Genomic DNA, 23,918 nt, shown 5'->3' on the forward strand with positions numbered 1-23,918 from the left:
AGCAATCTGGCGAAAGTTTTGGTTGTGGCAGAACACGACAATCAATCAATCAAATCGGCCACGCTGAACACGGTAGCGGCGGCGCTGCAATGCGGCGACGACGTGCACGTGCTGGTCGCGGGCAACAACGCGAAGGCGGCGGCCGACGCGGCTGCGCAGATCGCGGGCGTGAAGAAGGTGCTGCTGGCGGATGCGCCGTATTTCGGCGACGGTCTGGCCGAGAACATCGCTGACGAGGTGGTGTCGCTCGCAGGCGGCTACACGCACATCCTGGCCAACGCGACGGCATACGGCAAGAACATCGCCCCGCGCGTGGCCGCGCTGCTGGACGTGGCGCAGATCTCGGACATCACGAAGGTCGACGGCGCCGACACGTTCGAGCGCCCGATCTACGCGGGTAACGCGATTGCGACGGTGCAAAGCGCGGACAAGGTGAAGGTGATCACGGTGCGCTCGACGGGCTTCGACCCGGCGGCGGCCACGGGCGGCAGCGCAGCGGTGGAAGCTGTTGCGGCCACGCCGGACGCGGGTCTGTCGCAGTTCGTGGGCCGTGAAGTGACGAAGCTGGACCGTCCGGAACTGACCTCGGCGAAGATCATCGTCTCGGGCGGTCGCGGGCTGGGCAGCGGTGAGAACTACACGAAGGTGCTGGAGCCGCTGGCGGACAAGCTGGGTGCCGCGCTGGGCGCTTCGCGCGCCGCGGTGGACGCGGGCTACGTGCCCAACGACTATCAGGTGGGTCAGACGGGCAAGATCGTGGCGCCGCAGTTGTACGTGGCGGTGGGCATCTCGGGCGCAATCCAGCACCTGGCCGGGATGAAGGATTCGAAGGTGATCGTGGCGATCAACAAGGATCCGGAAGCACCGATCTTCTCGGTGGCCGATTACGGTCTGGTGGGTGATCTGTTCACCGTCGTGCCGGAACTCACGGGCGCGCTGTAAGCGTCCAGACGTCCGCCTGGAAGTCCGGGCAACGGGTGTCGATCCCGTTGTCCGGTCTTTCGGCTGGCATCAGTCGCAGAACCTCCGCCAGTCTGTCATCGACTGGCGGTCGATTCGCACCCTTCTCGTCCACATACGAATCGGGCATTCTCGAACGGCAAACAGGGAACAGCGATGGACAAAGTCGATTGCGTCGTGATCGGCGCGGGCGTGGTGGGATTGGCCGTCGCGCGTGCGATGGCCCAGGCCGGACGCGAGGTCGTCGTCCTGGAGTCCGGGCGCGCCATCGGCACCGGCACGAGTTCGCGCAACAGCGAAGTCATTCACGGCGGCATCTACTATCCGCCTGGCTCGCGCAAGGCGACGCTGTGCGTCGAGGGCAAGCACCGGCTGTACGAGTTCTGTGCGTCGCACGGCGTGGAGCATCGGCGATGCGGCAAGCTGATCGTGGCGACGACCGATCATCAGGTCGGCGAACTGGAGGTCATTGCCGCCAACGCACGCGCGAGCGGCGTCGACGATCTTCGCTGGCTCAGCGCCGGGGAAGTGGCGCAACTCGAACCTGAATTGCACGCATTTGGTGCATTGCTCTCACCGTCAACGGGCATTGTCGACAGTCACGGTTTCATGCTGGCGTTGCAGGGTGACGCCGAGAACGCCGGCACAATGCTGGCCTTCGACGCTCGTGTCACCTGTGCCCGCGTGGGCGGCCTGGACGGCATCGAACTGGACGTTGAAACCGATGGCGTCACGTCGACGTTGCTTGCGGCAACCGTCATCAACAGCGCAGGGCTCCACGCGGTGGACATTGCGCGGCGATTCGAGGGGCTGCCGTCCGAACACATTCCACAGCGCTATTACGCCAAGGGCAGTTACTTCACCTGTGCGCAGCGGGCGCCGTTCACGCATCTGATCTATCCCGTGCCGGAGCCGGGCGGGCTGGGCGTGCATCTGACGCTGGATCTGGGTGGGCAGGCGCGTTTCGGGCCGAACGTCGAATGGGTCGACGATATCGACTACACGGTGAATCCGTCGGATGGCGATGGCTTTTACGAGGCGGTGCGCCGCTATTGGCCGACGTTGGCGGACGGCGCATTGCAACCGGGCTATGCGGGGATTCGTCCGAAGATCAGCGGACCGGGCGAGCCGGCAGCGGATTTTCGTATCGACGGGCCTGCCGTGCATGGCGTGGCGGGACTCGTAAACCTGTTCGGCATCGAGTCGCCGGGTCTTACGGCATCGTTGGCCATTGCCGAAGCGGTACGCGCAGCACTTGCCTGACGCGACACATCGGGCATGTCGCGAGGCACAATTCGCGAGATGGACCGCCCGGCCACATCTCGCCTAGATATCGTCTGTCGACGACTTGCAGACTGCTTTGACTGCTTATCTGGCTAACCCCGTGATTCCTTGACGACGGTGCTGCGAGCATTGCGCAGCCTTCCTGTCGACCGGAATCCATGCATCGGTAGACTTGCGTGAGCCGGTGTGCGGGTCAGCACACCTGCTATCAGCGCATGGCAACCGGCGGCTTCCACGAAGCCGGATTCGTCCAGAACACACCACGCAGGCGATCGGTATCGCCGCACGGCGTGCTGCGGGCCGGCTTGCTGATTTGACCTGCACAGGCGCTGATATCGCGGCCCGATTGTTGCAGGCGTTTCAGGATCGTATCGAGCATGCCCGATTCGCGCCATTCGTTCAGTTTGCGACGGCAGGTCGGCACGGAGGGGTACTGCATGGGCAGCTTGGACCAGCTCTCGCCAGTGAACAGCACCCACAAGACAGCATTGGTCAGCGTGCGCTGCTCGACTTGAGGGCGTCCGCGTCGTTCCGTACGGACCGGTCGGTCGCAAATCAGATCACGCAGGGCGTGCCATTCAACGTCGCTCAGTTCATTAAACATAACACCTCGACCCAAAACAAACGGAGGCGCCGCAGGGGGCGAGTCCGGGCTTCGCGATCTGGTCCGTACCGGTGCAATCTGGTGCGGACTTATCGTCAAAACTCGGCCAAGGCGGCGTCGATCCCCGATGCTGGAAATACAAGCAACAAGCATGCCAGGGCATCGGGTTCTCTCGTGAAGAACACCGCGGGCGGGTCGAACCACACTGCGAAGGGAGCGTTTGACCAGCAAAAAAACGCCCACTTGGCAGGTGGGCGCAGCTCCTGAGTGGCTATTGGGATAGGCAATCGCAAAAGCGTCAGGAGAAAAGGAATACGTGCCTTTTGGCCAGTCCGGATCGTTTATTGTTCTCGGCCCCGGCCAGGGTGTCTCGCTCCACATGCGCCAGCTTGTCAAGCTTGCAGGCGCAATGATGACAAAAAGCGGGGGTCGACGCGCTTCGGAATTACCCCCATTGCGGTGCATGGGGGGCGCCGAAGGCGAAGGGCGTCGGAACGGCGCGAATTGTCAGGCCGCCTGCCCAAGATGAGTGCCAGCCTGCGCTCCGATAGGGCACTGTGTCGCGAGAATGGGCGCAACCTGTCGCAACCGAACATTGACATCGGCGCAACCGGCTCTCGCGTGGTGAGAAAGTTTTTTCGGTGAAGTGGCCCGGTCGAGTCATGGTCTTCCGTCATGGTCGGGTAGCGGGACCGTAGCCTATAATGTGCGCCTTCCATGAATATCGTCTATCGGCTGCGCGGACCCGCCGCACACCGGTCGGCGCCATTGTGCGCAAACGGCATGAGCAACGACAGCGATAACAAATACTCGGTTCCGGGCCTTGAGCGCGGCCTGCGCATTCTCATGACGTTCTCGGCGCGCGAGCCGGTGCTGGCCGGGGCGGACCTGGCGCGGCGTCTGGACATTCCGCGCTCGACGGTTTTTCGCTTGCTGCAAACGCTTGAGGCGGAAGGCTTCATCGAGAAGGCGGGCGATGATCGTCACTATCGGCTCGGTGTGGCGGTGCTGCGCCTCGGTTTCGAATATCTGAACTCGCTCGAACTCACGGATCTCGGCACGCCGGTGATCGAGAAGCTGCGCGATGCGACGGGTTTTTCGAGCCATATTCTGATTCTCGATCAGCGCGATGCGGTTTTCGTCGCCAAGGCGGCTAGCCGCGAGCTGGTGTTCGGCACGGTGCGTGTGGGTACGCGTCTGCCCGCTCATGCGACTGCCGTGGGTCATATCCTGCTCGGCGACTATTCGCTGCCTTCGCTCAAACAGCTTTATCCGGAACGTAAGCTCGAAGCGTTCACTGCACATACGCCGACGACGGTGGACGCGCTGCACCGCGTGGTGCAAGAGGACATCGCCCGTGGCTACAGCATGAGCCAGGCCTTCTTCGAACAAAACATTTCGACGATTGCCGCCCCGGTGCGCAATCATCGTGGCCAGATCGCCGCCGTCATCAGCGTGACGATTCCGCAAGCGCGCGTGGAAGCCGATCTGCTCGAGAACGGGATCGTCGAGAAAGTGGTATCTGCTGCCGATGAGCTTTCCCATAAGCTCAACTATCGGGCTGAGCGGGTTGGGGTTTTGGGCTGAGCTTTTGTGGTCTGCTGATTTTTAACCCTGCGGTCTTATACCCTCGCTGTCCTTTCTTTGCCTCCGGGCAGCGCCGATACCCGGCCCCTGACTCCGCTCCACTACCTTTAAGTCGCTACGTCAGGGGCCGGCTATCGCCGCCACTCGTGTTTCCCCCAGTTGAACCATCGGTGTGCGCCGCCCGCTGTTCTCTCTTTACTTCCGGGCAGCGCCGATACCCGGCCCCCTGACTCCGCTCCACTACCTTTAAGTCGCTGCGTCAGGGGGCCGGCTATCGCCGCCACTCATATGCCCGGCCGCTTCTCCATGAATCGGCTGTCGCTTGCTTCGTCACTCGGTTCCGGTGTGTCGCCATGCCACTCGTCTGTTAACGAATGCCGTCGACCTCGGGGATCGAACGCGCCCTCAATTTTTTTCGCAGACGCGCGACACCTTTGTCATTAGCATCTGCGCAACATCAATAAGCATTTACTTATTTTCTGCTTGTCTCACTGAAATCGCGTCGCCATAATTGTCTTACCTATTAATCATTGTTTCATATGTAAGACAATAATGATGCTTCGGCCGGGACGTCATGTTGGACACCGACCGTGCCGGCAAAAGGGGGCAACATAGCCCCGAAGCATCAGCGCGCATAACAGGAGTGGATGGTGAAGAGACGCAGTAAACGCGCCACTGGCCTTACGGTCGGTCTGGCAGGTCTCGCATGCGCTGGCGCAGCACATGCCGCAGGCAATTCGTTGCAGATTTACGGGACGGTCGACGACGGCCTCACTTATGTGAGCAATCAGGGCGGTGGCCGCCTGTTCAAGATGGACGCGGGCATCGGGCAGCCTGACCGCTTTGGTCTTAAGGGGCGCGAGGACCTCGGTGGCGGCCTCGCCGCCGTCTTTCAACTGGAACAAGGTTTCAATACCAGCTCCGGCGCGCTGATCAATAGCGGCGTGGAGTGGAATCGTCAGGCCTGGGTCGGGCTGGCGAGCGATCGATTCGGCACGGTGTCGATCGGTCACCAGACAGACTTCATGCAGGATGTCTCGATTCGCTATTCGAACGGCTTCTGGCAACACAATCTGTATGCCTATCACCCGGGCAACCTCGACAATCTGGCGAATTCGTCGCAGATCGATAATGCCGTGAAGTGGAACAGCACGAGTTTTCATGGTCTGACCGGTGGCCTGATGTACGGCTTCGCGGGCGGGAACGCGCAGGGCCGCACGGTCGGTGGCTACCTGAGGTACGACAACGGACCGCTGTCGGTCGCCGCCACTTACGTAGGCATCAACAAGCGGACGTTCGATTTTTCTTCGCGTCTCGGCATTTCGTCGTTGTTCGGTCAGTCAGCCCTTTCCGCAACGAAGCTTTTCCAGTCGGATGCCGTGAACAACACCGGTATCGGCGCTTCGTATCGTCTCTCGTCGCGCTGGAACGTGCACGCGCTCTACACCCGCAGCGAAGTCCGCGCACCCGGCGGCTCGGGCAACATGTTCAACTACGACGTCGGCACGGAGTACCGCGTGACGGAGGCGAACGCGCTCACGCTCGGCTATTCGTATTCGTCGTTCAATCACACGCACTACAACCAGATCGAAGCGGGGGACCTGTATTCGTTCTCGAAACGTACGCAATTGCAGGCACAAGTGACCTATATCGCCGCAACGGGTAACAACCATGCCGCGTCGTATCCGATCGGTGCGTCGAGCAATCACGACCAGATGTTGCTGCGCGTTGGGATGTATCACAGCTTTTAAGTCGCCAACCCACGGGCGCCAATGTCACAGATGGCCCCGTCGATGTCGGTGATGGCCGGTTTCCGGTGGTGACCCCGAGGCGCCACCGCACATTACGAGATGCAATATGTCAGTTCCTCTGCCCCCGTCGTCTTCGTCCCCGCAGCGCCCGTCGCGGGTGCGCTACTGGATGCTTTTTCTGGTCTTCGTCGGTACGGTCATTAATTATGTGGACCGCGCCAATCTCTCGGTCGCGGCGCCGATGCTCAAGCAGGAGTTCGGTCTCGGCCCTGTCGAGCTGGGCTTCATTTTTTCTGCATACGCGTGGACGTATGTGATCGCGAACATCCCCGGCGGCTGGGTGATCGACCGCTTCGGCACGCGTGCCATCTATGGCGTGGCCATTCTCAGTTGGTCGGTGCTTACCTTCATGCAGGGCTTCACTTCACGCTTTGCCACGCTCTTCGGTATGCGACTCGGCGTGGGCGTGGCCGAAGCGCCGACGTTTCCGGTGAATAACCGGGTCGTCTCGATCTGGTTCGCGCAGCGTGAGCGAGGTGTCGCGACCAGCGTCTATCTCGTCGGTCAGTACATCGGTATGGCCGCGCTCACACCGGTACTGTTCTGGATTGCCCATACCTGGGGCTGGCGCGAGATTTTCTATGCGACGGGCTTGCTTGGCATCGTCTGGGCCGGCGTGTGGTTCGCGGGGTATCGCGATCCCGATAAATGCCGGTGGGTGAACGCTGCCGAGCTTGACCATATTCGCAGCGGCGGAGCGCTCGTGGAAGCGAAGCCGCAAGCACTGGCGACGTCACAAAAGTTTCCGTGGCGCAAGCTGCTGGCGCTGTTCCGCAATCGTCAGATCATCGCGATCTGTGTGGGTAAGTTCGCCTCGCTGTCGTCGCTTTACTTTTTCCTGACGTGGTTCCCGACCTACCTGATCACCGAGCGTCACATGACGGTGCTCAAGGCGGGTGGCATGACGTCGGTGCCGTTCGTGGCCGCCTCCATCGGGGTTGTCTGCGGCGGTTTGCTCTCGGACTGGCTACTGCGCCGAGGTGTCGCGGTCGGCACGGCGCGCAAGACGCCGATCGTCACCGGCCTGCTGCTCGTGCCGACGATGTCGCTTACCGTGCTCACCGATGCCAACTGGCTCGTCATCGCCATCATGTCGTTCGCCTTCTTCGCACAAGGCGTGGCGTCGGCGTCGTGGTCGCTCGTCGCGGACATCGCGCCCAAAGGAATGGTCGGGATCACAGGGGGCGCGGTGAACTTCGCCGGCAATCTCTCGGGCATCATCACGCCCATCGCGATCGGCTTCATCGTGAAAGCGACGGGCTCGTTCGGTTGGGCGCTCGGCCTCATCAGCCTCTTCGCGATTGCCGGCGTGCTGTGCTATCTGTTACTGCTCGGCGAAGTCAAACGTATCGAACTCGATGACGACGATGACGAGCGCAGCGCCGTCGGTGCCAAAGCGCGGACGGCCTGAGTTGCAGCGGCGGGTCGCAGTCGAAGGACCGCCGCGCAACGATTGCCGCGAGACCGGTGTCAGGCTTCCGCGGCCTGACGCCGGTAATCGCCGGGCCGTGCTCCCGTCCATTTCCTGAATGCACGGAAGAAGGCGCTGGGGTCCGCAAATCCCAACGACAGGGCGATTTCCAGCATCGGCTTCGACGTGTGGCATAGCGCGTGAATGGCGAGATCGCGTCGCAACTGGTCCTTGATCGACTGATACGATTGGCCCTCATCTTCAAGCCGCCGACGCAACGTCGACGGCGTGGTGTTGAATTCACCCGCCAGCGTTTCGAACGCCGGCCAGCTATCCGTCGGCATGGTCTTCAGACGTCGACGCACGCGTGCCACCATCCCCTTTGTGTTCTTGTACTTGAGGATGATGTTGCCGGGCGCGGCGCGCAGGAAGTCTTTCACGCTGACTTCGTTCTGCACGACAGGCAAATCAAGACACGCCGCGTCGAATTCGATGGCGGTGCGATCGGCATTGAAGACCAGCCGTGCCGAATACATCGTGCGGTACTCGTCGCTATACACCGGTTCCTCGAACGCGAAGTACGCCGTGCTCAGCGTGACGCGTCGCGCGATCAGCCAGCAAGTGAGCGCATAGAACAGGATCAGTAGCGTTTCATGACCGAAGATGCGCGGGGCTTGTGGGTCTGCGCGCTCATGGACTTCCAGCCGCGCGAGGGCGCCATCGCGCACCAGATGCATCACCAGATCGTCGAGCAGCAGGCCGAAGAAACGCGAGGCGCGCTGCAATGCCTGCTCCAGCGTGCGGCACGCGACGACGCTGTGGCAGAGCATCGCAAAGCTGCCCACTTTCATGCGACGCGAATCCTGACCGAAGAACTCGTCGTCCAGCGCGAGGCTGATGAGCCGCCACAGATGCGCATATCGATCGGCCGACACGCGGCCTTGCGGGTGCGTCAACAGCGAAGGCGCAATGTCGGCGGCCCGCAGTAATGCCGTCGGATCGCCGCCGAGTCGTTCGACGTGCGCCAATGCGTTAATCACGAAATGTATCGAAATGCTGCCTTTTTCCATGCGTCGCGAATCGGAACCGGTGTAAAGCCGTAGCAGGGGGACGCAGGAATTCTAGCAGTGCGGGCCCTGATGGCGCTTCCGGTGCCGTCCGAAAAGCGGATCGGCGTATTCCGAACTCGCGGATGACGTCGCTCTGCGCGGTGTGGCGACGTCGTTCGCAGTGAAGGTTTCGTTGCCGGTCGATACCGGCAAAGTTTTACTTTGGCGCCATGCGTAGCGCGCCGTCGAGGCGAATGACTTCGCCGTTGATCATGGTGTTCTCGACGATATGACGCACCAGCGCCGCATATTCGGACGGGCGTCCGAGACGCGGCGGGAACGGCACCGACGCCCCCAGCGCGGCCTGAACTTCCGGCGTCATGCCGGCCATCATCGGGGTCTCGAAGATGCCCGGGGCAATGGTCACGACGCGCACGCCCACACGTGCCAGCTCGCGCGCGGCAGGCAGCGTCAGTGCCGCAACGCCGCCTTTCGACGCGGCGTAGGCCGCCTGCCCGATCTGCCCGTCGAACGCGGCGACTGACGCCGTGTTCACGATCACGCCGCGCTCGCCTTCGGCGTCGGCTGTGCCTTCTGCCATCGCCGATGCCGCAATGCGCAGCACGTTGAATGTGCCGATCAGATTGACGTTGACGATGCGTGCGAAGCTCTCGAGGCGATGCGGCCCCTGCTTGCCGAGAATCCGTTCCCCAATGACAAGCCCTGCGCAATTGACGACGCCATTGAGTCCGCCGAAGGCGCTCCCGGCCGTGTCGACGAGACGCTGTACGTCGTCTTCGCGTGTGATGTCGGTAGCGACGAAGCGCGTGGCATCCCCCAGGGCATCGGCCTGCGCGGCCCCGGCTTCGGCGTTGATGTCGCCGAGCACGACCCGGGCGCCGGCGTCGACGAGCATGCGTGCCGTGGCGGCACCGAGACCCGACGACGCGCCGGTGACGAGAAAGACGCGATCCTTGATTTGCATGAGTGGCGTGTCCTGAAAAGGCGATAAAAGTGAGGGCGTGCTCAGGCGGCGATCGCCGGTGCGGGCGCCGCTTTGGCGATTTCCTGATTACGCAGGATGAAGCGCTGAAGCTTGCCGCTCGGTGTCTTGGGTAATTCGGTCACGAATTCGATTTCGCGTGGATACGCGTGCGTGGAAAGTCGATGACGAACGTGCTCCTGCAATTGGCGAGCGAGGGCGTCCGATGCCGCGAACTGTGCGTGCAACACGACGAACGCCTTGACGATTTCCGTACGCTCCGGGTCCGGCTTGCCGATCACGGCGGTTTCGATCACGGCCGGATGCTCGATCAAGGCACTCTCGACGTCAAACGGTCCGATGCGGTAGCCCGACGACGTGATCACGTCGTCATTGCGGCCGACGAAGCTGATGCTGCCGTCGGCGTTGCGCTCGACCGTGTCGCCGGAAAGGTAGTAATTCCCCACGAATGCAGGCGTCTCGCGTTCCCAGTAGCCGCCGAACCACATGAGCGGCGACTGGGTACGATCGAGCGCAAGCACGCCGGGCTCGCCGACGGCGCACTCGCGACCGTCGTCGTCGAGCACCACGACGCGATGACCCGGCGACGCAAAACCCGCCGCACCGGCCTGGATCGGATGGCCGAGCGCATGGTGATTGCATACGACCATGCCGAGTTCCGTCTGACCGTAATGGTCATGGATGGTCACGTCGAGGTGCTCGGCAAACCAGCGAATGACTTCCGGGTTGAGCGGCTCACCTGCGCTGGAAACGGCGCGCAACTGTCCTTTGACGGGGGCGGCAGCCTTGTCGCCACCGGCGATCAGCAGACGGAACGCGGTGGGCGATCCGGCCAGATTGGTGATCCCGAGCTTCTTGATGACGCGATAGGTGCTTTCGACGTTGAACGGGCCGTCGTAGAACGTGGTGGGAATGCCCATCGCGAGCGGCCCGGTGACCGCGTAATACAAGCCGTAAGCCCAGCCCGGGTCGGCGATGTTCCAGAACGTATCGGTCGGCCGCAGATCGACCGCATCGCGCATGTAGCCCACGAACGCCATGATGGCGCGCAGCGGTACCGCGACCGGCTTGGCCGCGCCCGTCGTGCCCGACGTGAACATCATCAGGAACGGGTCGTCGGCACGGCGCATGACCGGCGCGAACTCGGCACCGTGCTGTTCGACCTCATGCCAGAAGCTGAAGTCGCTGCGGCGTACGCCTTCACCGCGCGGCCCGCTGACGGTCACGACCGGCGGGCAGTGCTCCACTTCGTCGAGCTTGCTGCGGTTCGTGGCGTCGGTTATCACGAACTTGCTCTGGGCACTTTGCAGACGATGCTCGATGGCCTTCGGGCCGAACGCGGTGAAGAGCGGCTGATAAACCGCGCCTGCCCGCCACGTGCCGAGAATCGTGATCAGCAACTCCGGGGTGCGTGGCAGCAGGCCGCTCACGCGGTCGCCCGGTTGCACGCCCTGTTCGCGCAGGAAGTTGGCAAAACGGGCGGAAAGCGCCTGCAAGTGCTTGAATGTCCAGGTCTGGCTCGTGCCGTCTTTTCCCTCCCAGAAGAGGGCGATGCGCCCGGGAAGCGCATGACGGTCGCAGCACTCGATGCAGGCATTCATCGCGTCGAGGTTGCCGTCGAGCGTGGCACGTACCGTGGCGTCGAGGTCGAACGTCTCGTAGGCTTGGGCGTAATCCGCAGTCATGGGTTGTCTCCTGTAGTCGGATGCCGGCCGACGGCGCGCCTAAGATGCAAAGACCTTGAAAGGCATTGGGCACTCGGCGCGCGATGTCGGCCGCTCCCTGGCGCCGTCTATAAGGAACCTCGGACGCGGCGCTCATGGGCAAGGGCGAAAATCATCCTAATGCGGGGGGGCGGCGGCAGGCAATGTCCAAACGGTTCAGAGTTCGTGAGGGATTTATCCACTCCGCAGACAGGGTATTTCGCGGTGCAGCAGAGTGTTCGGGCACGTTGTTGGATGTCGGGTGAGCGGCGCAGCCCGCACCAGCAAGGGTTTGTCCTGATCCGAATACAGACGATTCCGATGGCAATTCCGCTCATCCAATTTGCCGTTTTTGGCTATGGTGCCAACGCGCTGCGATCCCTACACTGGATGCATCGACAGGCACAGATGTCGGCGACGCTCGCCGGAGCATTCCTACCGTGTCCGATCGGGTTCGACGAGATTGGGGTCGACGAGATAACGACGCAGGAGACAGATATGGATTTCTATACCGAAGACCAACGCATGATCCGCGACATGGCGCGTGCGTTTTCCTCCGAGCAGTTGGCGCCGAACGCTGCGCAATGGGATCGCGAGTGCGCGCTGCCCGACGCGATGGTCGCGCAGATGGGGGACCTCGGCCTGCTCGGCATGATGGTGCCTGAGCAATACGGCGGGTCCTACACCGACTACACGGCGTACGCGCTCGCGATGGAGGAGATTGCGGCGGGCTGTGCCTCGACGGCGACAATGATGTCCGTTCATAACTCGGTCGGGTGTGCGCCGATTCTGAAATTCGGTACGGACGCACAGCGTGAGCGCTGGTTGCCCGATCTGGCGGCCGGCAAGAAGATCGGCGCATTCTGTCTGACCGAGCCGCAGGCCGGGTCGGAAGCCAACAACCTGCGAACGCGTGCGGAGCGTCGCGGCGACAAGTGGGTGCTCAACGGTAGCAAGCAGTTCGTGACGAACGGCAAGCGTGCCGCCGTGGCCATCGTTTTCGCCGTCACGGACCCTGCGGCGGGCAAGCGCGGTATTTCAGCATTCATCGTACCGACGGACACGCCGGGTTTCGAAGTCGGCCATCCCGAACACAAGCTCGGCATCCGCGCGTCGGACACCTGTCCGATCACGCTTGTCGATTGCGAGGTCGGCGACGAGGCCATGCTCGGTGAGCCGGGGCAGGGGCTGAAGATTGCGCTGTCCAATCTCGAGGGTGGACGCATCGGGATCGCGGCACTCGCGCTCGGTGTGGCGCGGGCCGCGTTCGAGGCCGCCCTGCAATATGCGAATGAGCGTCAGCAGTTCGGCAAACCGATTCGGGAGCATCAGAGCATTGCGAACATGCTGGCCGACATGACGACGCGCATCAATGCGGCACGCTTCCTGATCCTTCACGCCGCAGCGCTTCGCACACAGGGGCTGCCGTGCCTGTCCGAAGCGTCGCAGGCAAAGCTCTTTGCCTCCGAACTGGCCGAGTGGGTCTGTACCCACGCGATCCAGATCCATGGCGGCTATGGCTACCTCGAAGACTACCCGGTCGAGCGTCACTATCGCGACGCGCGCATCACGCAAATCTACGAAGGCACCAGCGAGATTCAGCGGCAAGTCATTGCCCGCGCGCTGGACTGACGGCGCGGGCGCACGGTTTGACGACTGCCGATCGTTGCGATCAGGAGGAGAAAGGGTGAGCTTGCAAAAGAGCGGTATCGATATACGCGAAACGCACGACAGGCACGACGTGCACGACAGGCATAGCCCACGCGACGCACGCGATGCCCAGGACGCCGGAGGGGAAGTCCTGTTCGACGTGATCAACGGATTCGGGGTGATCACGCTCAATCGTCCCAAGGCGCTTAATGCCATTACGCATGGCATGGTGCGCGCGATGTGGCAGCAACTCAATGCGTGGGCCGACGATCCTGCCGTGCGTGCGGTGCTGGTCGAAGGGGCAGGGGAGAAGGCGTTTTGCGCCGGTGGCGATGTGCGCGCTCTGTACGAAAGCCGGATAAGCAACGCGAATCACCATCAGGCGTTCTTCATCGACGAATACCGGCTCGATTACCTGATCCACCGATATCCGAAGCCGTATATCGCGCTGCTCGACGGCATTGTCATGGGCGGCGGCATGGGCATCGCACAGGGCGCAGCGATGCGGATCGTGACTGACCGGACACGGTTGGCGATGCCTGAGACCGGGATCGGCCTGTTCCCTGACGTGGGTGCCAGTTGGTTCCTTGGCCATCTGGCCCCCACGCTCGCCCGGTATCTTGGACTGTCCGGGGTGACGATCACGGCCGCCGACGCGTTGTACTGCGGGCTTGCGGACGTCTGGCTCGAAGGCGATGCCCCGGCCCAGTTGCGCGAGATGTTGCACCGTTTCGAATGGCCGGACGACATGCCGGACAGCGTGGATCGCTCGATGCCTCATACTGGTACGCGAATCGCCGGCGGCAACACGCAAAACACCGCCGACCTGCTGGCATCGCTTCGTGCCGCCCTCGTGCCGCTGGGCCGCACATGGACCGACGCCGCGCCGCTCTCCCGTGTCAGAGCCACGCTGGACAGACACTTCAGCGCATTGGACGTGCCGGGCATCGTGGCATCACTGGGAAGTGATACCGACAATGCATGGTCTGCCGAGACACTCGCGTTCTTGAAGCAGCGTTCGCCGCTCAGTCTGTGCGTCACTGACCGGCAATTGCAGACAGGTCGACGTCTGGACCTCGCCGATGCCTTTCGCATGGAGTTGGTGTTGGGGTATCACGCGTTCGCATCGGGTGATTTCGTCGAGGGCGTTCGCGCACTGCTGATCGACAAGGACAAGCAACCCCGGTGGCGCTACGCCGCGCTCGCCGACGTGCCGGCGGCGCAGGTCGATGCCTTCTTCGTGAGTCCATGGCCGCAAGGCGCGCATCCGTTGGAGGACCTCGGGAGATAAGCCAACAAGACGACACGCAGGGATTGAACTCGGGCAAACGCATGCGACAATGCCGATCTTGCGGGGCACCGCACAATCCGTTGGAGTCCAGATGCTCGTCGAAATCGCCCGCCTGCTGCTAGATCTTGTTTTCTCGCTATTCGGCGCTTTGTTGTTATTGCGTGTGTGGATGCAGGCGACCCGGCTGCCCCCGCGAAATCCGCTCTCCCAAGGGGTGTTTCAGTTCACCAACTGGATCGTGTTGCCGTTGCGGCGCGTTGTGCCGGGCGTGGGCGGCATCGACTGGGCGTGCGTGATCGGCGCATGGCTGGCCGCCATTCTCTATCTGGTGCTGATCACTGCGGTGGTCGGGGTGTCGCCGGTCACGGTGTTCCCGCGTGGCTTGCTGGTGGCGCTGGTGCTGGTGGCCAAGTGGGGCGCCAATCTGGTGATGTGGCTGACGCTGCTCATGGCGGTGCTGTCGTGGGTGAATCCGCGTGCCACCGCAATGCCGATTCTTCAGCACCTGCTCGATCCGCTGCTGCGCCCCATTCGCCGCGTCATCCCGATGGTGGGCGGCTTCGACCTGTCGCCGTTGGGGCTGTTCCTGCTGATGCAGATTCTGCTGATCGTGCTCGCGCGCTTAAGCCTCTTCTTCGCGATGCTCTGATTGCGCTGACGTTGTTTCCGGGGAGCGAATCCCCGAAGCATCCGCAGGCAGCGATGCTGCCTGCGGCATATCGATCGGCCGCGACACGTCGCGGCCGATTTGCATCGTAGTGACAGTTCGACTTCCAGTGGCGGACGCTGCCACATCGGCCGCCGAACGCCCACCTTCCATTCGCACGGTCTCAAGCCGCGGGCGTTGCGCTGGCGCGATCGTCAGGTGCGGCGCTTGCGCGCGCTCGCCGCCCGAACGTTCCAGTCCCAGACGACGCAATACTCGGTGACCGTCTTCGGTCACGCTCACTTTGGTGTGCCCCTCGTCCACCGCCACATGCACCAGACGCGCTTGCTCCAGTGCGGCGAGATCGGGCGGTTCGAGGGCATCGGCATCGATGGGGCCAAGCGAGGCGGCCGCCAGCAACAGCGTGGCGATTTCATGCGGACTCAGCATGGTCAGGCTCCTTGAGGCGAATAGCTTTCACGTCGACGTCGTCAGGGTAAGGGGCAGATGTAAGCCCCTGACTACGCCATATTTACTGCACGTTACGACTCGCCTCCGACCTAGCCTCCCCAGGCGGTCCCGCCACTCTCGCGTGGCTGTCCAGTGAATCTGCTGCCTGTCTGATCAATGACATCCAATGACTTCGCCGACCGGACAAAAAACACCGGGGCAATGTCACCGTACTTCAGCATCGGATCGCAAAGCCTCCGGCAAGTTCGTGCATTCGGGTTTCCCCTAGTATGCCCGTTTTTTGCGTACGACGGGGACCGAACCCCCTTGTTTTGACGGGGTTTGCGGGGTGTGTAAGGGAAATGCGATGTCGATGGCAGACCGCTCAGCAGCATTTGAACTATTTTTTTTCTTTTGACGGGGTGCTGATGAAAATATACTTTCCTTCACTCCGAAGGATGACTGCGATCCATGACTGACGCCGACTCGTTGCCCGCCGACTTGCCGCTCACCGAGCGCATCGTGCGAGCCATGCCCGAACTGACGCCTGCGCAACAGCGCATGGCGGCGTTCGTGCTCGACAACACGTTTCGCGCGGCCACCATGCGTATCGACGAATTTGCCGACGCGGTCGGCGTCTCGCTGGCGACCGTCAATCGGTTTGCCCGCGCGCTGGGCTTCGATGGCTATCCGCAATGCCGCGCGGCGATGGTGCGCGGTTACGAAGCGACGCTCGCGCCGATCGAAAGCCTGCGCACGAGCAAGGCGCAGGCAAGCGCTAGTGCCGATGTGATGGCGGCGTCGCTGACGCAGGCCATCGAGAATCTGGACTGGACACGTCGGGCGCTCGATGCCGGCACCTGCGAGCGTGCCGTCGAGTCGATCTTGCAGGCGCATCGCATCTACGTGCTCGGCCTCGGCGCGAGTGGCTACCTCGCGGGCCTGCTTCACCACGGCCTCGATCCGTATTGCGAAAACGTGCAGTCGGTCGTCGGGGCGGGCGGGTCGACGCATGCCGCACGTCAGTTGTTCAAGCTGCGCGAGGGGGATCTGGTGATCGCCCTCGGTTTCCCGCGTTACGTGTCCGACACCGTGACGCTGTGCCGCCGCCTGCGCGGTCGCGGCGTATCCGTGATGGTGCTCACCGACAGCCCCACGTCGCCATTGGCGCCGTTGGGCGATATCGTGATCTTCGTGCGGAGCAAACCGCGCCTGTCGAGCAACTCCGAAGCGAGTGTGCTGGCCATGATCGATGCGATTTGCGATGCCGTTGCGCAACGCGCCAAACACGCCGTAGATCGCGCGACCGAACTGACCGACTTCCTGCTGCCGTGGCTCGACTCTGCGTCGTTGACACTGCCGAATGCGCCCGCCAATGCACCGGCAGGCGCCGCAACACCGGTGATGCGGCGTGCCGCAGCATCACAGCACACCGCGAGCGCTGCCGCGACCAAGACCGCCGCCGTCGCGACCCCGCTGCCCGGCGCGCTGGGCGCGACGCTGACTCAGGCGCTGGCCAAAACGGCCAACAAAACGCATCCCGAGCCGCTGGATACCGCGCTGACCGACGCCATCGTCGGGGCGACCGCCAGCACGCTGGGAACGCCGGGTTCGGCTCACGCAAACCCCGCGAGCCCCATGCATCTACCGAATCATTCGAACGCGCCGGCGGCACCCCGCAACGCCGGTCGTTCCGCCACCTCGGCCACCGCCGCCACCAGTGTTAGCACCGGCGCTTCGTCCGGCGCGGTGACGGGCGGCAACGAAAGAAAGGACAAAGCCTCATGAGTCATGCCCAACGTGCCGTCATCGCCATTCACGGCGGCGCCGGAACGATCAGCCGCGACACGTCGCCCGAAGAACTCAAGGCGTATCACGAGGCATTGGCCGACGTGCTGCGCGCCGGACAGGCCGTGCTCGCCGCCGGCGGCTCCGCGCTCGACGCCGTGACCGAAGCCGTGCGTCATCTCGAAGATTGCCCGCGCTTTAATGCCGGTCGTGGCGCCGTGTTCACGCACGAAGGCACGCACGAACTCGACGCCGCGATCATGAACGGCACTACGCTCGACGCGGGTGCCATCGCTTGCGTCCATCGCGTGCGCAACCCGATTCTGGCCGCGCGTTCGGTGCTCGAACACAGCCCCCACGTACTGCTCGTGGGCGAAGGTGCGGAAGCGTTCGCTGCGGCGAACGGCGCCGAGCTGGTCGAGCCCGAGTACTTCTTCACCGAAGCGCGCTATGCCCAGTTGCAGCGTGCGCTCGCCAGCGCGGCCGTCTCGCTCGATCACGACATGCCGCTCAAGAAAGAGCCCATCGACCCGGACACGAAGTTCGGCACGGTCGGCGCGGTGGCTTGCGATATGCATGGCCACATTGCTGCGGCCACGTCGACGGGCGGGATGACGAACAAGGCCGTCGGCCGCGTGGGCGATTCGCCGCTCATCGGCGCGGGCTGCTATGCCAACGACGCGACCGCCGCCGTCTCCGCGACGGGCACGGGCGAAGCCTTCATTCGTGCGGTCGCCTGCTACGAAGTCGGTGCATTGATGGCCTACGCGGGTCTTTCGTTGAAAGACGCCGCCGAGCGTGTCATTCAGGATCGTCTGCCGCGAGTGAATGGCCGTGGTGGTCTGATCGCGGTGGATGCGCAAGGCAACGTGGCGCTGCCGTTCAATACCGAAGGGATGTATCGCGGCGTGGCCCGTGTGGGTGAAACGCCGGTGACGGCCATTCACGAGTAAGACCGAACGTCCCGGGATGCTCGGGCAAGACGGCGCGAGGCCATACCCGGCACCGTGCACCAGTACCAGATTCAGCAAGTGAAGATTAGCGAGGACAGGCGTGGCTGAGCGTAAGACAACCCCTACGATTTCGTTGCCCGACGAGCGCGTGCTCGACGTGAGCGGCATTACCGTGCAGTTCGCGACGTCCGAGCGCGTGGTCACGGCCGTGCGCGATCTGTCCTTCCATGTCGACCGTGGCGAGACGCTCGCCATCGTGGGCGAATCGGGCTCGGGCAAATCGGTGACCTCGCTCGCGGCCATGCGTCTCGTCGAGAACGGCGGCGGGCGCATCACCGAGGGCTCGATGGTCATGCGTCGCCGCAACGGCAAGCTCGTCGACCTCACGCGCGCCAGCGGCCGCACCATGCGCAGCATTCGTGGCGCGGACATGGCGATGATCTTCCAGGAGCCGATGACCTCGCTCAACCCGGTCTTCCCGGTGGGCGAGCAGATTGCCGAGTCCATCCGTCTGCATCAGGGCAAGGATGTCGCTGCAGCGCGCGCCGAGGCGCTGCGCATGCTCGAACTCGTGCGGATTCCCGAAGCGAAGCGCGTACTCGGGCGTTTCCCGCACCAGCTTTCGGGCGGCATGCGTCAGCGCGTGATGATCGCCATGGCGCTGTCCTGCAAGCCGGGTCTGTTGATTGCCGACGAGCCGACTACCGCGCTCGACGTGACGATTCAGGCGCAGATCCTGCAATTGATTCGCGCGTTACAAGACGAGATGCACATGGGCGTCGTGTTCATCACGCACGACATGGGCGTGGTCGCCGAGGTCGCCGACCGCGTGCTCGTGATGCATCGCGGCGACAAGGTGGAAGAGGGCCGCTCGGCGGAAATTTTCGCTGCCCCGCGCGAACGCTACACGCAGGCGCTGCTCTCGGCGGTGCCCCGTCTCGGTTCGATGCAGGGTACCGACCTGCCGGCGCGCTTCCCGCTGTTGCGTTACGACGCCCCGGCAGATGCCAAGCCCGTCGCCGAAACCCCGCAACCGACGGTCAAGACCGAGGCTGGTCCGATCCTGCGAGTGAAGGATCTCGTCGCGCGCTTCGACGTGCCGTCCGGTTTCTTCGGCCGTGTGAAGCAGCGCGTGCACGCCGTCGAGCGGGTGAGTTTCGATCTCTATCCCGGTGAGACGCTGGGCCTCGTGGGCGAATCCGGTTGCGGCAAGTCGACGACCGGTCGTGCGCTGCTGCGTCTGGTCGCCAGTCAGGGTGGCTCCATCGAGTTCGGCGGCAAGCCGATTCACGATCTCGCCGGTCGCGCCTTGCAGACGCTGCGCCGCGATATCCAGTTCATCTTCCAGGACCCGTTTGCCTCGCTCGACCCGCGTCTGACTGTGGGCTTCTCGATCATGGAGCCGCTGCTGGTGCACGGCGTGGCGAGTGGCGCGGAAGCCGAGAAGCGCGTGGCCGAACTGCTCGAACGCGTGGGCCTGCCGGCCGACTACGCGCAGCGCTACCCGCACGAGTTCTCGGGCGGGCAGCGTCAACGCATCGCCATCGCCCGCGCACTGGCGCTCAAGCCGAAGGTCGTGATCGCCGACGAATCCGTCTCGGCGCTCGACGTCTCCGTGCAGGCGCAGATCATCAACCTGATGCTCGATCTGCAAAAGGAGTTCGGCATCGCGTTCCTGTTCATCTCGCACGACATGGCGGTCGTGGAGCGTATCAGCCACCGTGTGGCGGTGATGTTCCTCGGGCAGATCGTTGAGGTCGGCCCGCGTCGCGCGATCTTCGAAAACCCGCAGCATCCCTATACGAAGAAGCTGATGTCGGCGGTGCCGATTGCCGATCCGGCGCGTCGTCATGCCAAGCGGGAGTTGTTGACGGAAGAGATTCCGAGCCCGATCCGCGCGATCGGCGACGAACCGCAGGTGCAGCCGCTCGTGGAAGTCGGCGCAGGGCACTTCGTGGCGCGTCATCGCGTGGCCGGCGCTTATTGAGGATCGATTGATCTGTCGATGCCACGTCCGGCACCGGATTTCGCATTACCCGGGGACTCGCGTCCCCGGCAGTTTCAGGTAGTACCCAAGTTGCACGTCTCGTTGTAGCCATAATGCCCGCCAAGTGGCGCAGTCGAAGGACTGGCCCGCGGCGACCCCGTCAGACCAGAAGGAGAAAGACAGATGTCGAAAAACGTTTTGTTGGGCGCTCGCTGGAAAACCGCGCTCGCGTCCGTCGCTGTGGCGTCCGCCGTGTTCGGCGCAGCTCCGGCGTTCGCCGCCAAGGATGTCGTGATGGCCGTGCAGTCGACCTTCACGACGATGGATCCGTACGACGCCAACGACACGCTGTCGCAAGCGGTCGCGAAGTCGTTCTACGAAGGCATGTTCGGTTTCGACAAGGACATGAAGCTCGTGAACGTGCTGGCTGACAGCTACACGGTCTCGCCGGACGGCCTCGTCTACACGATCAAGCTCAAGTCGGGCGTGAAGTTCCAGGACGGCACGGCCTTCGACGCCGCCGCCGTGAAAGCGAACTTCGACCGCGTGACGAACCCGGACAACAAGCTCAAGCGCTACAACCTGTACAAGGAAATCGCCAAGACGGAAGCGGTCGATGCGCACACGGTGAAATTCACGCTCAAGGAGGCGTTCTCGCCGTTCATCAACACGCTGGCGCACCCGTCGGCCGTGATCATCTCGCCGGAAGCGCTGAAGAAGTACGGCAAGGACATCGCCTCGCACCCGGTCGGCACGGGCCCGTTCGAGTTCGTCGAATGGAACCGCACCGATTACGTGAAGGTGAAGAAGTTCGACGGCTACTGGAAGAAGGGCTATCCGAAGGTCGACACGATCACCTTCAAGCCGGTGGTGGACAACAACACGCGTGCGGCCGTCATGCAGACGGGCGAAGCGGGTTTTGCCTTCCCGGTGCCGTATGAGCAGGCCGACGGCCTGAAGGCCAGCGGCAAGGTCGACGTGATCGCCGGTCCGTCGATCATTCAGCGCTACGTGAGTTTCAACACGAAGCAGAAGCCGTTCGACGACGTGCGTGTGCGTCAGGCCATCAACTACGCCATCAACAAGGAAGCGCTGGTGAAGGTGGCCTTCGCGGGCTACGCCACCCCGGCCGACGGTGTGGTGCCGAAGGGTGTGGACTTCGCGGTCAAGACCGGCCCGTGGCCGTATAACCCGGCCAAGGCGAAGGAACTGCTCAAGGAGGCCGGTTACCCGAACGGTTTCGAGACCACGCTGTGGTCGGCCTACACGTACACCACCGCGCAGAAGGTGATCCAGTTCGTGCAGCAGCAACTGGCGCAGGTCGGCATCAAGGCGCAAGTGCGCGCGCTCGAAGCCGGTCAGCGTGTCGAGCTGGTCGAATCGGCCCCGGATCCCGACAAGGCGCCGGTGCGCATGTACTACGTGGGCTGGTCGTCGTCGACGGGCGAAGCCGACTGGGCACTGCGTCCGCTGCTGAGCTCGGAGTCGTTCCCGCCGAAGCTCTTCAACACCGCCTATTACAAGAACGAGGCCGTTGACGCCGACTTCAACAAGGCGCTGCTGACGACCGACCGTGCAGAGAAGACCAAGCTGTACACGGACGCCCAACAGAAGATCTGGAACGATGCGCCGTGGGCGTTCCTCGTGACGGAAAAGCTGCTGTACGCACGTAACAAGAACCTGTCGGGCGTGTACACGATGCCTGACGGCTCGTTCAACTTCACCGATATCTCGATGAAGTAATCGCCGGACCCATCGCGCCCCCGTCAATGGTCGGGGGACGGCGATGGCCTGCGAGTGTGATGTTCCCCGCGCCGCCGGCTCCGGCCGACGGCGCGGTCTACCGCAAGACATGGTTTAGGCAAGACGTTCGGCAAGACTGCGATGCTCAATTACTTTCTCAAACGCCTGCTCGGCCTGATCCCCACGCTGCTGATCGTGGCAGTGCTGGTGTTCGGCTTCGTGCACATGTTGCCGGGCGATCCGGCGCGTCTGGCGGCCGGTCCGCAGGCAGACGAGGCGACCGTGGCGCTGGTGCGCCAGGATCTCGGCCTCGACAAGCCGCTGCTGACCCAGTTCACGACCTTCATCACGCACGCGGTGCGCGGCGACTTCGGTCTGTCGATGCGTAGCAAGCAACCGGTCTCGGAGGAAATCTCCAGCCGCTTCATGCCGACGCTGTGGCTCACGCTGGTGAGCATGATCTGGTCGGTGGTGATCGGCATGGGGCTCGGCGTGGCGTCTGCCGTCTGGCGCAACCGCTGGCCCGACCGGCTCGGCATGACCTTCGCGGTCTCGGGCATCTCGTTCCCTGCGTTCGCGCTGGGCATGTTGCTGATGCAGATTTTCTCGGTGCAGCTCGGCTGGCTGCCGACTATCGGCGCCGATTCGTGGAAGAGCTACATCCTGCCCTCGATCACGCTGGGCGCGGCGGTGGCCGCCGTGATGGCCCGCTTCACACGCTCGGCGTTCGTCGAAGTGCTGCACGAAGACTTCGTGCGCACGGCCCGCGCCAAGGGGCTCAACGAAATGCGCGTGGTGTTCAAGCATGCACTGCGCAACGCCATGATCCCCGTCGTCACGATGATGGGGTTGCAGTTCGGCTTCCTGCTCGGCGGCTCGATCGTCGTCGAGGTGGTATTCAACTGGCCCGGACTCGGACGCCTGCTGATCGACTCGGTCGAGATGCGCGACTATCCGGTGATTCAGGCGCTGGTGCTGTTGTTCTCGCTTGAGTTCATTCTGATCAACCTCGTGGTCGACGTGCTGTACGCCGTCATCAACCCGACCATTCGCTACAAGTGAGGCACGCATCATGAGCGCAAGCCAACCGACAACCCAACCGACGACGGCCACTGCGGCGGCCGCCGGCGGCAATCGCGTGCGCACGCCGTGGCGCGAATTCTGGCGCAAATTCAAGAAGCAGCACATCGCGATGGTTGCAGGCGCCTTCGTGCTGGTGCTGGTCGTCATTGCGATCCTCGCGCCGCACCTCGTGCCGTTCGATCCGGAGAACTTCTTCGACTACGACGCCCTGAACGCCGGGCCGTCCGCGAAGCACTGGTTCGGCGTGGATTCGCTCGGACGCGACATCTTCAGCCGTGTGCTCGCGGGCACGCGCATCTCGCTGGCCGCCGGCTTCGGCTCCGTGGCCCTCGGCGCGGTGATCGGCACGGTGCTGGGCCTGCTGGCGGGATACTACGAAGGCTGGTGGGACCGCATCGTCATGCGTATCTCCGACGTGCTGTTCGCCTTCCCGGGCATTCTGCTCGCCATCGGTGTGGTGGCCGTGCTGGGTAACGGCATGATCAACGTGATCGTGGCCGTGGCCATCTTCTCGATTCCGGCATTCGCGCGGCTCGTGCGCGGCAACACGCTGGTGCTCAAGCATCTGACGTATATCGAGGCGGCGCGCTCCATCGGGGCGTCGGACTGGACGATCATCATGCGGCACATTCTGCCGGGCACGGTGTCGTCCATCGTCGTGTACTTCTCGATGCGTATCGGTACGTCGATCATCACGGCGGCGAGTCTGTCGTTCCTGGGGCTGGGCGCGCAACCGCCTACGCCGGAGTGGGGCGCGATGCTCAACGAAGCGCGCGCCGACATGGTCAACGCGCCGCACATCGCCATCTTCCCGAGCCTGGCCATTTTCCTGACCGTGCTCGCTTTCAACCTGCTCGGCGACGGCCTGCGCGACGCGCTCGATCCGAAGCTCGACCGGCATTGATGACCCCGCAG

At 63.3% G+C, this 23,918-nt stretch carries 18 protein-coding genes and 1 pseudogene; 14 read left to right on the plus strand and 5 right to left on the minus strand.

Annotation, left to right across the window (positions count from 1 at the left end):
- Nucleotides 1–6: 6 nt before the first annotated feature.
- Nucleotides 7–942, plus strand: coding sequence for an electron transfer flavoprotein subunit alpha/FixB family protein (locus PCA20602_RS13845; RefSeq protein WP_150721895.1), 936 nt, complete (start codon nucleotides 7–9; stop codon nucleotides 940–942).
- 174 nt (nucleotides 943–1,116) lie between these two features.
- Nucleotides 1,117–2,223 carry an NAD(P)/FAD-dependent oxidoreductase gene (locus PCA20602_RS13850; RefSeq protein WP_150721728.1) on the plus strand — a complete coding sequence of 369 codons (1,107 nt, stop codon included), beginning with the start codon at nucleotides 1,117–1,119 and terminating at the stop codon, nucleotides 2,221–2,223.
- Nucleotides 2,224–2,452: 229 nt separating this feature from the next.
- Here PCA20602_RS13850 and PCA20602_RS25640 read toward each other — a convergent pair whose 3' ends face one another.
- Nucleotides 2,453–2,848 (minus strand): transposase, encoded by a 396-nt coding sequence (locus tag PCA20602_RS25640; RefSeq protein ID WP_069343458.1) that lies wholly within the window; start codon nucleotides 2,846–2,848, stop codon nucleotides 2,453–2,455.
- 783 nt (nucleotides 2,849–3,631) lie between these two features.
- Here PCA20602_RS25640 and PCA20602_RS13860 point away from each other — a divergent pair.
- From PCA20602_RS13860 to PCA20602_RS13870, 3 genes are all read left to right on the plus strand, one after another.
- Nucleotides 3,632–4,435: an IclR family transcriptional regulator gene (locus PCA20602_RS13860; protein WP_150721730.1), complete on the plus strand. Its 804-nt coding sequence runs from the start codon at nucleotides 3,632–3,634 to the stop codon at nucleotides 4,433–4,435.
- A 650-nt stretch (nucleotides 4,436–5,085) separates the two neighbouring features.
- Complete coding sequence (locus tag PCA20602_RS13865; protein ID WP_174981114.1) at nucleotides 5,086–6,186, plus strand: porin; 1,101 nt, start codon at nucleotides 5,086–5,088, stop codon at nucleotides 6,184–6,186.
- Nucleotides 6,187–6,292: 106 nt separating this feature from the next.
- Complete coding sequence (locus tag PCA20602_RS13870; RefSeq protein WP_150721732.1) at nucleotides 6,293–7,657, plus strand: MFS transporter; 1,365 nt, start codon at nucleotides 6,293–6,295, stop codon at nucleotides 7,655–7,657.
- A 59-nt stretch (nucleotides 7,658–7,716) separates the two neighbouring features.
- Here the strand turns inward: PCA20602_RS13870 and PCA20602_RS13875 are convergent, their stop codons facing one another.
- From PCA20602_RS13875 to PCA20602_RS13885, 3 genes are all read right to left on the minus strand, one after another.
- Entirely contained in the window at nucleotides 7,717–8,727 is a 1,011-nt protein-coding gene (locus PCA20602_RS13875) for an AraC family transcriptional regulator (protein ID WP_150721733.1), read from the minus strand.
- 196 nt (nucleotides 8,728–8,923) lie between these two features.
- Nucleotides 8,924–9,691, minus strand: coding sequence for an SDR family NAD(P)-dependent oxidoreductase (locus PCA20602_RS13880; RefSeq protein WP_150721734.1), 768 nt, complete (start codon nucleotides 9,689–9,691; stop codon nucleotides 8,924–8,926).
- Between the two features lie 41 nt (nucleotides 9,692–9,732).
- Entirely contained in the window at nucleotides 9,733–11,394 is a 1,662-nt protein-coding gene (locus tag PCA20602_RS13885) for an acyl-CoA synthetase (RefSeq protein WP_150721735.1), read from the minus strand.
- Nucleotides 11,395–11,910: 516 nt separating this feature from the next.
- Here PCA20602_RS13885 and PCA20602_RS13890 point away from each other — a divergent pair.
- The 3 genes from PCA20602_RS13890 (at nucleotide 11,911) to PCA20602_RS13900 (ending at nucleotide 15,002) form a co-directional block, all read left to right on the plus strand.
- Nucleotides 11,911–13,044 (plus strand): acyl-CoA dehydrogenase, encoded by a 1,134-nt coding sequence (locus PCA20602_RS13890; protein ID WP_150721736.1) that lies wholly within the window; start codon nucleotides 11,911–11,913, stop codon nucleotides 13,042–13,044.
- A gap of 55 nt (nucleotides 13,045–13,099) precedes the next feature.
- Nucleotides 13,100–14,353 (plus strand): enoyl-CoA hydratase/isomerase family protein, encoded by a 1,254-nt coding sequence (locus PCA20602_RS13895; RefSeq protein ID WP_246182159.1) that lies wholly within the window; start codon nucleotides 13,100–13,102, stop codon nucleotides 14,351–14,353.
- A 91-nt stretch (nucleotides 14,354–14,444) separates the two neighbouring features.
- Nucleotides 14,445–15,002 (plus strand): YggT family protein, encoded by a 558-nt coding sequence (locus PCA20602_RS13900; protein ID WP_069343453.1) that lies wholly within the window; start codon nucleotides 14,445–14,447, stop codon nucleotides 15,000–15,002.
- Here PCA20602_RS13900 and PCA20602_RS25645 read toward each other — a convergent pair.
- Entirely contained in the window at nucleotides 14,976–15,449 is a 474-nt protein-coding gene (locus PCA20602_RS25645; protein ID WP_174981117.1) for a hypothetical protein, read from the minus strand. The genes PCA20602_RS13900 and PCA20602_RS25645 overlap by 27 nt on opposite strands.
- A 471-nt stretch (nucleotides 15,450–15,920) precedes the next feature.
- Between PCA20602_RS25645 and PCA20602_RS13910 the strand changes: the two are divergent.
- From PCA20602_RS13910 to gsiD, 6 genes and pseudogenes are all read left to right on the plus strand, one after another.
- Nucleotides 15,921–16,874 (plus strand): annotated as a pseudogene (locus PCA20602_RS13910) (MurR/RpiR family transcriptional regulator); the annotation flags it as partial.
- A 359-nt stretch (nucleotides 16,875–17,233) separates the two neighbouring features.
- A complete protein-coding gene (locus tag PCA20602_RS13915; RefSeq protein ID WP_069343451.1) occupies nucleotides 17,234–18,190 on the plus strand; it encodes an isoaspartyl peptidase/L-asparaginase family protein in 957 nt (318 codons plus the stop codon).
- Between the two features lie 100 nt (nucleotides 18,191–18,290).
- Nucleotides 18,291–20,177 (plus strand): dipeptide ABC transporter ATP-binding protein, encoded by a 1,887-nt coding sequence (locus PCA20602_RS13920; protein WP_150721738.1) that lies wholly within the window; start codon nucleotides 18,291–18,293, stop codon nucleotides 20,175–20,177.
- Nucleotides 20,178–20,360: 183 nt separating this feature from the next.
- Nucleotides 20,361–21,920 carry a glutathione ABC transporter substrate-binding protein GsiB gene (gsiB, locus tag PCA20602_RS13925; protein ID WP_150721739.1) on the plus strand — a complete coding sequence of 520 codons (1,560 nt, stop codon included), beginning with the start codon at nucleotides 20,361–20,363 and terminating at the stop codon, nucleotides 21,918–21,920.
- Nucleotides 21,921–22,061: 141 nt separating this feature from the next.
- Nucleotides 22,062–22,982, plus strand: coding sequence for a glutathione ABC transporter permease GsiC (gsiC, locus tag PCA20602_RS13930; RefSeq protein ID WP_069343448.1), 921 nt, complete (start codon nucleotides 22,062–22,064; stop codon nucleotides 22,980–22,982).
- Nucleotides 22,983–22,992: 10 nt separating this feature from the next.
- Nucleotides 22,993–23,907, plus strand: a complete 915-nt coding sequence (gsiD, locus tag PCA20602_RS13935; RefSeq protein WP_083254064.1) for a glutathione ABC transporter permease GsiD — start codon at nucleotides 22,993–22,995, stop codon at nucleotides 23,905–23,907.
- Nucleotides 23,908–23,918: the final 11 nt, after the last annotated feature.

The sequence above is a fragment of the Pandoraea capi genome (genome assembly GCF_902459735.1).
Classification (GTDB): Bacteria; Pseudomonadota; Gammaproteobacteria; order Burkholderiales; family Burkholderiaceae; genus Pandoraea; species Pandoraea capi.

Excerpts from the sequence above, each read along its gene's own strand:
- PCA20602_RS13915 (WP_069343451.1), top strand. The coding sequence starts at position 17,234 with ATGAGTCATGCCCAACGTGCCGTCATCGCCATTCACGGCGGCGCCGGA.
- PCA20602_RS13850 (WP_150721728.1), top strand. The coding sequence starts at position 1,117 with ATGGACAAAGTCGATTGCGTCGTGATCGGCGCGGGCGTGGTGGGATTG.
- PCA20602_RS13870 (WP_150721732.1), top strand. The coding sequence starts at position 6,293 with ATGTCAGTTCCTCTGCCCCCGTCGTCTTCGTCCCCGCAGCGCCCGTCG.
- gsiB (WP_150721739.1), top strand. The coding sequence starts at position 20,361 with ATGTCGAAAAACGTTTTGTTGGGCGCTCGCTGGAAAACCGCGCTCGCG.
- PCA20602_RS13875 (WP_150721733.1), bottom strand. The coding sequence starts at position 8,727 with ATGGAAAAAGGCAGCATTTCGATACATTTCGTGATTAACGCATTGGCG.
- PCA20602_RS13880 (WP_150721734.1), bottom strand. The coding sequence starts at position 9,691 with ATGCAAATCAAGGATCGCGTCTTTCTCGTCACCGGCGCGTCGTCGGGT.
- PCA20602_RS13885 (WP_150721735.1), bottom strand. The coding sequence starts at position 11,394 with ATGACTGCGGATTACGCCCAAGCCTACGAGACGTTCGACCTCGACGCC.
- PCA20602_RS13900 (WP_069343453.1), top strand. The coding sequence starts at position 14,445 with ATGCTCGTCGAAATCGCCCGCCTGCTGCTAGATCTTGTTTTCTCGCTA.
- gsiD (WP_083254064.1), top strand. The coding sequence starts at position 22,993 with ATGAGCGCAAGCCAACCGACAACCCAACCGACGACGGCCACTGCGGCG.
- PCA20602_RS25645 (WP_174981117.1), bottom strand. The coding sequence starts at position 15,449 with ATGCTGAGTCCGCATGAAATCGCCACGCTGTTGCTGGCGGCCGCCTCG.
- gsiC (WP_069343448.1), top strand. The coding sequence starts at position 22,062 with ATGCTCAATTACTTTCTCAAACGCCTGCTCGGCCTGATCCCCACGCTG.
- PCA20602_RS13890 (WP_150721736.1), top strand. The coding sequence starts at position 11,911 with ATGGATTTCTATACCGAAGACCAACGCATGATCCGCGACATGGCGCGT.
- PCA20602_RS25640 (WP_069343458.1), bottom strand. The coding sequence starts at position 2,848 with ATGTTTAATGAACTGAGCGACGTTGAATGGCACGCCCTGCGTGATCTG.
- PCA20602_RS13860 (WP_150721730.1), top strand. The coding sequence starts at position 3,632 with ATGAGCAACGACAGCGATAACAAATACTCGGTTCCGGGCCTTGAGCGC.